At 71.9% G+C, this 8,749-nt stretch carries 8 protein-coding genes; 7 read left to right on the top strand and 1 reads right to left on the bottom strand.

The genetic code is table 11. From position 1 onward, the window contains the following. Nucleotides 1–236 precede the first annotated feature (236 nt). From HRF36_RS14980 to HRF36_RS14965, 4 genes are read left to right on the top strand one after another with little or no spacing between them, the layout of a single operon-like run. Nucleotides 237–1,382 carry a glycosyltransferase gene (locus tag HRF36_RS14980; protein WP_173211282.1) on the top strand — a complete coding sequence of 382 codons (1,146 nt, stop codon included), beginning with the start codon at nucleotides 237–239 and terminating at the stop codon, nucleotides 1,380–1,382. A 59-nt stretch (nucleotides 1,383–1,441) separates the two neighbouring features. Further along, on the top strand, nucleotides 1,442–2,125 hold the full coding sequence (locus tag HRF36_RS14975; protein WP_173211281.1) for a TetR/AcrR family transcriptional regulator: 684 nt from the start codon (nucleotides 1,442–1,444) through the stop codon (nucleotides 2,123–2,125). Continuing rightward, a complete protein-coding gene (locus HRF36_RS14970; protein ID WP_173211279.1) occupies nucleotides 2,122–2,850 on the top strand; it encodes a hypothetical protein in 729 nt (242 codons plus the stop codon). Before HRF36_RS14975 ends, HRF36_RS14970 begins: the two co-directional genes overlap by 4 nt. Beyond that, entirely contained in the window at nucleotides 2,847–4,850 is a 2,004-nt protein-coding gene (locus HRF36_RS14965) for a YhgE/Pip domain-containing protein (protein ID WP_173211277.1), read from the top strand. The genes HRF36_RS14970 and HRF36_RS14965 overlap by 4 nt, the downstream gene beginning before the upstream one ends. A gap of 81 nt (nucleotides 4,851–4,931) precedes the next feature. Here the strand turns inward: HRF36_RS14965 and HRF36_RS14960 are convergent, their stop codons facing one another. Next, complete coding sequence (locus HRF36_RS14960; RefSeq protein WP_173211275.1) at nucleotides 4,932–5,348, bottom strand: DUF3151 domain-containing protein; 417 nt, start codon at nucleotides 5,346–5,348, stop codon at nucleotides 4,932–4,934. A gap of 143 nt (nucleotides 5,349–5,491) precedes the next feature. On the opposite strand from HRF36_RS14960, the gene HRF36_RS14955 reads away from it, so the two are divergent. From HRF36_RS14955 to HRF36_RS14945, 3 genes are all read left to right on the top strand, one after another. After that, nucleotides 5,492–6,649, top strand: a complete 1,158-nt coding sequence (locus tag HRF36_RS14955) for a glycosyltransferase (protein ID WP_217271347.1) — start codon at nucleotides 5,492–5,494, stop codon at nucleotides 6,647–6,649. Nucleotides 6,650–6,715: 66 nt separating this feature from the next. Beyond that, complete coding sequence (locus HRF36_RS14950) at nucleotides 6,716–8,161, top strand: polysaccharide biosynthesis tyrosine autokinase (RefSeq protein ID WP_173211273.1); 1,446 nt, start codon at nucleotides 6,716–6,718, stop codon at nucleotides 8,159–8,161. After that, on the top strand, nucleotides 8,158–8,736 hold the full coding sequence (locus HRF36_RS14945) for a low molecular weight phosphatase family protein (protein WP_173211271.1): 579 nt from the start codon (nucleotides 8,158–8,160) through the stop codon (nucleotides 8,734–8,736). Before HRF36_RS14950 ends, HRF36_RS14945 begins: the two co-directional genes overlap by 4 nt. Nucleotides 8,737–8,749 lie beyond the last annotated feature (13 nt).

The raw sequence follows: 8,749 nt of genomic DNA, 5'->3' as shown, positions 1-8,749 counted from the left end.
CGACGCGCCCCAGCGCGTCGGACGACTAGGAGCGAACGCGCCAGCGTTCGCGTCGCGAGCGCCGACGCGCCCCAGCGCGTCGGACGACTAGGAGCGAACGCGCCAGCGTTCGCGTCGCGAGCGCCGACGCGCCCCAGCGAGTCGGACGACTAGGAGCGGTCGCGGCAGCAGGAGCGGGCAGGAAATCGGTATATTACGAGCATTGCTCTGAAGACCGGCCGAACGGATCGACCTCGATGACTGCCCGCCCCTTGCGCCCGCGCCGCTCGGCGACCGACCGCCCGTCGGTCGCCGTCATCGGCACCCGCGGCTACCCCAGCTACTACGGGGGTTTCGAGACCGCGGTCCGCCGCATCGCGCCCGCCCTGGTCGACGCCGGTTGGGACGTCACGGTCTACGGTCGTGACGGCTCGACCCGCGACGACGACCCTGCCCGCGACCGTCGCGTGACCTCCCGCCTGACGCGGGGCGTCGAGAGCAAATCGTTCAGCACCCTGAGCTACGGCCTGACCGCGGTGCTCGACGCCCTCGTGCGGCGACCGGACGCGGCCCTCGTGATGAACGTGGCCAACGGCTTCTGGCTGCCCCTGCTGCGGCTGCGGGGCATCCCCGTGCTGGTCAACGTCGACGGCATCGAGTGGGAGCGCGCCAAGTGGGGACGTGCCGCCAAGACGGTCTTCCGTCTCGGAGCCAAGGCCAGCGCACGCTTCGCGAACGGCCTGATCTGCGACGCCCGCGAGATCGTCCGGCGCTGGCAGGTCGACTTCGGCGTGGACGGCCTGTTCATCCCCTACGGCGGCGACCCGGTCCCCGACCTGCCGGTCGAGCCGGGCCAGCGGCACCGCGGGTACGCCCTCGTCGTCGCGCGCTTCGTCCCCGAGAACACCGTGGTCGAGTTCGTCGAGGCGGCCCGTGCCATCGCGGAGCGACACGACGTGGTGATCGTCGGCTCCACCGGCTACGGCGGCGAGCTCGACGAGCTCGTGCGCAGGCTGGCCGACGAGAACGACCGTGTGACCTGGCTCGGCCACGTCAGCGACGACGACCGCCTGCACGCCCTCTGGCAACACGCCGGGGCCTACTTCCACGGCCACAGCGTGGGTGGCACGAACCCGGCCCTGGTCCAGGCCATGTTCGCCGGGGCGCCCGTCGTCGCCCGCGACACGGTCTACAACCGCGAGGTCCTCGACGGCTCCGGCACCCTGGTCGCGCCCGAGCCCGCAGCCATCGCCGCCGCCGTCACCGCCCTGCTCGACGACCCCGCCGAGCAGGAGCGCCTGAGCGCGGCGGCCCTCACCCGTGCCGCGGACGCCTACACCTGGCAATCGGTCTGCGACGCCTACGAGGAGGCGCTGCGAGCGACCCTGCGCCGTCGGCGCTGACACAGGGTCTCGTCGAGATTTAACTTGCACATGGGTGTGCAAGTTCGTACAGTGGAGACATGCCTTCCACCGATGCCCGAACACGTGCGCCGAGGCGAGACGCCGCCGCGAACCGCGACGCGCTGATCGCCGCCGCCGCGCTCCTGCTCAACCGTGACCCGGCGGTGTCGCTCGAGGCCATCGCCGCCGAGGCCGGTCTCTCACGCCGCTCGGTGTACGGCCATTTCGCGACCCGCGACGACCTCGTCCGCGAGGTCACGCTGCGCGGTGCCGCCCGTGTCGGCGCCGCGGCCCGCCCGGCGCCGATCGACGACCCCGTGGTGCAGCTCGCCTCCCTCGCCGCCCGACTCTGGGCCGAGGTCGAGCACGTGCGCGTCATGGCCCAACTGACCGTCCGCGGCCCGATGGCCCACGAGGTCGGCGAAGCACTCGCCCCCCTGCGCACGGCCGTGCGCGACGTCGTCCGGCGCGGGGTCGAGTCGGGGCGTATGCGCGACGACATCGCACTGCGCACCCTCGCCCACCTCGTCGAGGGCGCTGCCCTGTCGGTGCTCGACGAGGCGACGACCCGACACCTCAGCCGCGCCGAGGGCCATCGACTCGTGATGCTCGCCGTGCTCGGTGTCGTCGGCCTCGACTGGCGTACCGCCGGCGACCTCGTCGCGACGACCCCCGCGCTCGCCCTGCCTCCCGAACCCGTGACCAGCTCCCCCTCCGACCCGTCGACAGGACGACGCGCATGAGACTCGACCTGCGAGACGTCGCGATCGGCGACGGCCCCGGTGCCGCCCTCCCCCCACTCACGGCGACCGCCGATCGTTGGAGCCCCGGTTTCGTGGCCGTCGAGACGGAGAACGCTCCCACCCTCGCGTCGCTCGTCGCCGGGGGCCGCATGCACCCCGAGACGGGGCGGGTCACGGTCGACGGTCGGACGGACGACGCGGCGATCCGCGCCTCCTTCGCGCTCGTCGACACCCCCACCGTCGCCGAGCCGTTCCCGGCCCTCACGGTCGTGCAGGTCGCCCGAGAAGAACTCGCCCTCGCCGGACTCCGCGCCGACAAGGCCTCGGCGCGTGTGCTTCTCGACGAGATCGGCCTCCGCGAGCACGAACGGACCCGCATGAGCGCCCTGCCCACCGAGCTGCGGGTACGCCTGCTCTGCGAACTGGCCGTGCTCCGGCCCGAGGTCCGCGGGCTGATCGTGACGACTCCCGAACGTCACGGCGGCGACGTCGCGGCGTGGCTCTCGGTGGTGCACGATCTGGTCAGCCGCGACTACACGGTGCTGACGATCACCGGGTTCGCCGCCCTCGCGACCATCGAGTCGCTCCCGACGCCGGACTTCGCCCCCGGACCCGAGCCCTCGCCCGAAGCGCCGTCCGCGTCCGACATCGCCACTCCCCCTTCCTCCGACGACATCGCGGTCGCCACCACCCCCGACACCTCCGTCGAAAGCGACCAGCCGTGAAGATCTTCGCCCTCGTCCGTTCCGAGCTGCAGCGCCTCACCGCCACCCCGCTCGCCCGTCTGGCTCTCGTCGCCCTGATGACCGTGCCGCTGCTCTACGGCGGTCTCTACCTGTGGGCCAACCAAGACCCCTACGCGAAGCTCGACCAGATCCCCGCCGCCCTCGTGAACACCGACGCCGGCACGACGGTCGACGGTGAGGCCGTGAACTACGGCGACGAGGTCTCCGACCAGATCACCGACGGCGGCGACTTCGACTGGCACGTCGTCTCGGCCGCGCAGGCCGCGGCGGGTCTGCGCGACCAGACCTACGACTTCACCTTCACGATCCCGAAGACCTTCAGCGACGACCTGACCTCGGCGAGTGGTGACGACCCGACCCGGGCCCAGATCACCCTCGCGACGAGCGACGTCAACAGCTACTTGTCATCTACGATCGCCGAACAGGCCGCGAAGACCATCCGGGCCTCGGTCACCGAGAAGGTCGGCAAAGAGGCGGCGAGCCGCCTCCTGGTCGGTCTCGCCGACGTGCGCACGAATCTGGGCAGTGCCGTCGACGGGGCCAATCAGCTCGTCGCCGGCACCGGCTCGGCCGTCGCCGGGGCGAACCAGCTGGTCGACGGCTCGACCGACGCGGCGACCGGGGCCCACACCCTCGCCGACGGGGCGAGCGGACTCAGCTCGGGCGCGTCGTCCCTGGACACCGGGCTGCAGACCTTGAAGACCCAGACGACGAACCTGCCCGCTCAGACGCAGACCCTGGCGGACGGTGCGGCGCAGGTGGCAGCCGGCAACGACGCGTTGGCCACCGGTGTCGCCGAGGCGGCCTCGACGAGCGCGACGGCTGCGGCCGCCCTGCCCGCAGCCCAGCAGCAGGCTCAGCAACAGATCGCCGCGGCCCTGACCGACCAGGGGTACACCGCCGAGCAGATCCAGCAGATCGCCGCCATCTTCGCGCCCGCGACCGAGTCCCTGACCGCCGCCCTGGAGGACGCGAACACCCAGATCCAGGGCCTCGACACCCAGGTCGGACAGCTCGCCACGGGTGCTGACCAGGTCTCGACCGGTGCCGCGACCCTGGCCGCCGCCACCCCCACCCTGACCCAGGGCATCTCGGCGGCCGCCACGGGTTCGTCGCAGCTCTCCACCGGCGCGGCGAGCGCCGCCACGGGCGCCTCGACCCTTGCGACCGGCCTGGACACGCTGAGCAGCGGGTCCACCTCGTTGCGTGACGGCATCGTCGACATCGACACCGGGACGACGCAGTTGCGCGACGGCCTGCAGAGTGGGCTCGGAGAGATCCCGGCGAGCACCGAGCAGACGCGAGACGATCAGGCGAGCGCCATCAGCGACCCCGTCTCGGTGACGGACGACGCGCTGACCAGCGCCGGCACGTATGGCGCGGGCCTGGCCCCGTTCTTCATCAGCCTCGCGGCCTGGATCGGCATGTACGCGCTGTTCCTGATCGTGAAGCCGATCTCGAAGCGGGCCATCACGGCCGTCAAGGCTCCCGTGCGCATCTCGCTGGCGGGCTGGCTGGCCCCGGTCGTGCTGGGCGTGGTGCAGATGGTCGCGCTGTACTTCATCGTCACCGAGGCCCTCGGTTTCGAGGTCGCCCACCCGCTCGGCATGATCGGGCTGATGGCCCTCGCCTCGGCGGCGTTCGCGGCGATCATCATGACGCTCAACGTCTGGCTCGGCAGCGTCGGGCAGTTCCTCGGCCTGGTGCTGATGGTCGTGCAGCTCGTCACGGCCGGCGGCACGTTCCCGTGGCAGACCCTGCCCGCCCCGCTCGCCGCTCTGCACTTCGTGCTGCCGATGAGCTACGCCACCGACGGCCTGCGCCAGGTGATGTACGGCGGCAGCTCGGCAGCGGCCTGGGGGGACGCCAGCGTGCTGACGGCCTGGCTGCTCGGCGCGCTCCTGCTGACCTGGGTGGCGACCGCCCGCATGACGCGGGCGCGGACGATGCGAGACCTGCGGCCGTCGCTGATTGGCTGAGGCCTGCGGCGGACGCCGGGAACGCAGGAGGCGCGGGTCGGGTGACCCGCGCCTCCTGCGTTCCCCTGACGATCGCCCCGCTCAGCCCGCCCGGGTCTCGAGCGTCGGCAGGACGCTCGGGTCGGCGTCGGCGAGGAACGTCGTCAGGCGCTCGACCTCGTCGGTCTCGCCGATCGCGGCCGCACCCCGGCGGAGGGCGAAGAGCGACCGCAGCACGCCGCGGTTGGGCTCGTGCGACCACGGCACGGGGCCCTGCCCGCGCCAGCCGGCCTTGCGGAGGGCGTCGAGCCCCCGGTGATAGCCGACCCGGGCGTAGGCGTAGGCCTCGAGCTCGGCACCACGGGCATCGGCCTCGTCGCTGAGCAGGGCCCAGGCCAGCGAGGACGTGGGGTGGGCGGTGACGACCTCGACCGTCGTCTGCGTCTCGAGGTCGGCGACGACGTCGGGTTCGGCGGGCAGGCGGGTCTCGGGCACACCGAGCAGGTTCGTGGAGGTCATCCCCCCATCATCCCCGACGACCGTCACGACGGACGTCGTCACCGTGGCAGGACTCGTTCCGCTATGCAATACTGAGATATCACACACGGCCCACGGCTGTGACGGGTGCGCGAGCCCCCGCGACTTCTCGACGAAAGACCACCGTGCCCACGACCCGAACGCGCCGCGCCGCCCTCGGCTCACCTGCCCTGCTCGCGTACCCGATGCACGGCCAACGCAAACTGCTCGGCGAGGGCTACCGCACACGCGACGGCCATCTCATCGAATGGCTCGGTCACGAGCTGGCGGACCGCGGCGGGGTCACCGTCGTGTCGCGGCCCGAGCCCCTCGTCACCTCGGTCACCCGCCGCCGTCCCGTCGGCGTGGCCGCCGCGGGCACCCGGTCGGTCGACGCGATCACCCTCCGGCTGCCCGACCCGCGTGATCCACGACGCTGGTGGGTCGCGTCCGCCCGCTGCTACCCCTCGTTGCCCCCGTCCTCGGCATCCGTGCCGGCGCTCGTCTGGAATCCCTTCGCCGCCCTCGCCCCGGCCTCCGCCAACCCCTTCGTCGGCCCCCGACGGGTCGTCCTCGACCTGCTCGACGATTGGAGCCGGCACTACGCCTTCGAGAGCATCCGCGGCGAGGTCGACGAGGCCTACGCCGCGGCGTTCGCCCGCGCGGACGTCGTCACGGCCAACGGCGCGGGTACCGCCGCCCTCGCTCGACGTCACGGACGCACCGACGTCGTCCTGCTGCCCAACGGGTGCGACCCCCACCGCTTCGACGGCACCAGCCGTGCCACGGGCCCGACCACCGTGGGCTACGTGGGCAAGATCGGACGGAGGCTCGACCTCGACGGCATCCTGGCCACCGTCGCTGCCCTCCCCCATGTGTCGTTCGTGTTCGCCGGCCCCGTGCTCGACGCCGAGTACCGGGTGCTCGCCGAGTCGCCGAACGTCACCCTGCTGGGCGACGTGCACTACGACCGCGTTCCGGCCCTGTTGCAGACCTTCGACCTCGGATGGGTGCCCCACCACGTCGGCGAGCGGGAGGTCGGTGGTGACGTCATCAAGACGTACGAATACCGCGCGGCGGGGCTGCCCGTCCTCAGCACGGCCATCTGCGGCATCGACGCGCGCGGCCTCGACGGGGTGACCGTCGCGGACGCCGCCGAGCATGCTTCGGTGCTCGCCGCACTCGAGACCGTCGGCACGAGGGTCCCTCGGCTCCCGGGTGTGATCCCTCCCGACGCCACGTGGCGACAGAAGGCCGACGTCGTCCGCGAGGCGCTCGGGCTGCCGACCCTCCGATCCTCCTAGATCCGACCAGCCCAGCCCCCGACCAGCCCCGACCCGACACCACGCCGTTCAGCAGGGAAGAACTCCATGGAACTCAAGACCTTCATCACCATCGTCCGCACACGGTGGCTCCTCATCGTCGTCGTCACCCTGAGCGCCGTGCTGCTCGGGGCGACCGCCTCGCTCGCGACGGCGAAGTCGTACTCGTCGTCGACCCAGCTCTTCGTCTCGGTCTCGTCGATCGGCTCGTCGGACGCCGGCGACCTCGTCCAGGGCAGCAGCGCAGCCCAGGCCAAGGTGAGGTCGTACGTCTCCGTGGTGACCTCGGGACGGGTCCTCGAACCCGTCATCGCCGATCTCGGGCTCGACACGACGCCCGCGGGGCTCGCCGCGAAGATCTCGGCCTCGAGCCCGGTCAACACGTCGTTGATCGACATCTCGGTGTCCGATCCCGACCCCGCCCAGGCCGCTCGACTCACCGGCGCCGTGGCCGCGAGCTTCGAGAAGGTGGTCGAAGAGCAGCTCGAACGACCCGTGGGCGGAGGCAATGGACTCGTCACCGTCGAGACCCTCGACGATCCTGCCGTCCCGACCAGGCCGACAGAGCCCAAGCCGGTCCTCTGGATCGGCCTCGCACTCGGTCTGGGCCTCCTCTCGGGCACGGCCCTGGCCCTCCTTCGCAACACCCTCGACACACGCATCCGCAGCAAAGCCGACATCGGCGAGGTGACGGACGCGCCGCTGCTCGGGGGCATCGGCTTCCACACCGAAGCCTCCACGGCGCCGCTGATCGTCCACAACGAACCCCGCAGCCCGCTCGCCGAGTCGTACCGCGCCCTCCGCACCAACCTGCAGTTCGTGTCGTTCGAGGGCCACAACCGCACGTTCGTCGTCACGTCGGCGATGCCCGGCGAGGGCAAGTCGACCACGGCCGCGAACCTGGCCGTCTGCCTGGCCGAGACCGGGGCCTCCGTGCTGCTCGTCGACGCCGACCTGCGTCGACCTCGCGTCGCCGAGATGATGGGACTCGAAGGCGCCATCGGGTTGACCGACCTGCTGGTCGGCAGGGCGGAACTCGTCGACGCCGTGCAGCCCTGGGGAAACCTTGACCTCCACGTCCTGCCGTCGGGCACCGTTCCCCCCAATCCGAGCGAACTGCTCGGCTCGCTCGCCATGGCGAGCCTCGTCTCGGCGGTCGAGATCGACTACGACTTCGTCGTCATCGATTCCCCGCCCCTGCTCCCCGTGACCGACGCCGCCGTCCTCAGCCGCTGTGTCACGGGTGTGATCGTGGCGACCGCCGCACAGCGATCGTCGCGTCACCAGCTGAAACAGGCCCTCGCCGCCATCTCCGAGATCGGCAGCCGCACCGTGGGGATCGTCCTCACCATGGCTCCGACCAAGGGCCTCGGCGCCTACGGGTACGGCGCGTACGGCGCGTACTACGGCTCCGCGACCGCGGACTCGTCCGCGACCGCGGACTCGTCCGCGACATCGGGCTCGTCCACGACATCGGCGGTGGACGCCCGTTGACCACCCCTCCCCTGCTGGTGGTGTGCACCGGCAACGTCTGCCGCTCGCCGCTGGCCGCCGAACTCTTGCGCCAGGCGACGCGAGCCGTGGTCGAGAGCTATGGGACGGCCGCTCTCGAAGGCCGTCCGTCACCGCGAGCGACCCTGGACGCCGCCCAGCGCCTGGGGCTCGACCTGGCCACCCACCGCGGCCGTCAGCTGACGGTCGAGGCCGTCGACCAGGCCCCCCTCGTCCTCGCGCTCGCCCGGGAGCACCGACGGGCCGTCGTGTCGATGGTCCCCCGAGCGAACCGGTCGACCTTCACCCTGCGTGAGTTCGCCCGCCTGAGCCGTCTCGTCGACCCCGACGACTCCGAGCGGGCGAGGGCGACGGCTCCCGACGACACCGTCCGGCTGCAGAGGGCCGTGGCACTGGCGGCCGCTCGCCGCGGCTCAGGGCGCCTCGTGACCGCGGAGGACGACGACGTGATCGACCCCTTCGGGGGCACGGCAGAGGTCTATGCGAGGTCGACCGCGCAGATCGTCGCCGCCGCGAACGTGGTCGCCACCTATCTCGGGCGTGCCCTGCGAGCCTGACACCACCCGGGCC

The organism is Frigoribacterium sp. VKM Ac-2836, from assembly GCF_013248995.1.
GTDB lineage: Bacteria > Actinomycetota > Actinomycetes > Actinomycetales > Microbacteriaceae > Frigoribacterium.
The sequence above is the reverse complement of the archived record's forward strand: the minus strand, read 5'-3'. Positions and strand labels throughout refer to the sequence as shown.